At 66.6% G+C, this 443-nt stretch carries 1 protein-coding gene; it reads right to left on the bottom strand.

The genetic code is table 11. The annotated features are described in order from the left end of the window. Positions 1-443 (bottom strand): ABC transporter ATP-binding protein (locus HA073_RS30235; RefSeq protein ID WP_166457871.1); only part of this gene is annotated, 443 nt, incomplete at both ends.

Below are 443 nucleotides of genomic sequence, written 5' to 3'. Positions count from 1 at the left end.
GGGATCGGCACCAGGTCCGCGTCCGCGTCACCGTGCAACGACGGCACACTCGACAACAACCCCCACGTGTACGGATGCTGCGGCGCCCGCAACACCCGCTCCACACTCCCGTGCTCCACCGCCCGACCCGCGTACATCACCAACACGTCATCAGCCACCTGACTGACCACACCCAGGTCATGCGTGATCAGGATGATCGCCGACCGGAACTCCTCCTGCAGATCGGCCAGGAGGTCCAGGATCTGCGCCTGCACCGTCACATCCAACGCCGTCGTCGGCTCATCGGCGATCAACAGATCCGGATCGTTCACCAGCGCCATCGCGATCATCGCCCGCTGCCGCATCCCACCCGAGAACTCGTGCGGAAACTGATCGAACCGCTTCCCCGGCTGCGGAATCCCCACCCGGCCCAGCATGTCCACCGCCCGCGTCCGGGCCTCCCG

This window comes from Micromonospora sp. CMU55-4 (assembly GCF_011602315.1).
Lineage (GTDB): Bacteria > Actinomycetota > Actinomycetes > Mycobacteriales > Micromonosporaceae > Micromonospora > Micromonospora chalcea.
Note: the sequence above shows the minus strand (reverse complement) of the source record. Positions and strands in the feature narration are given on the sequence as shown.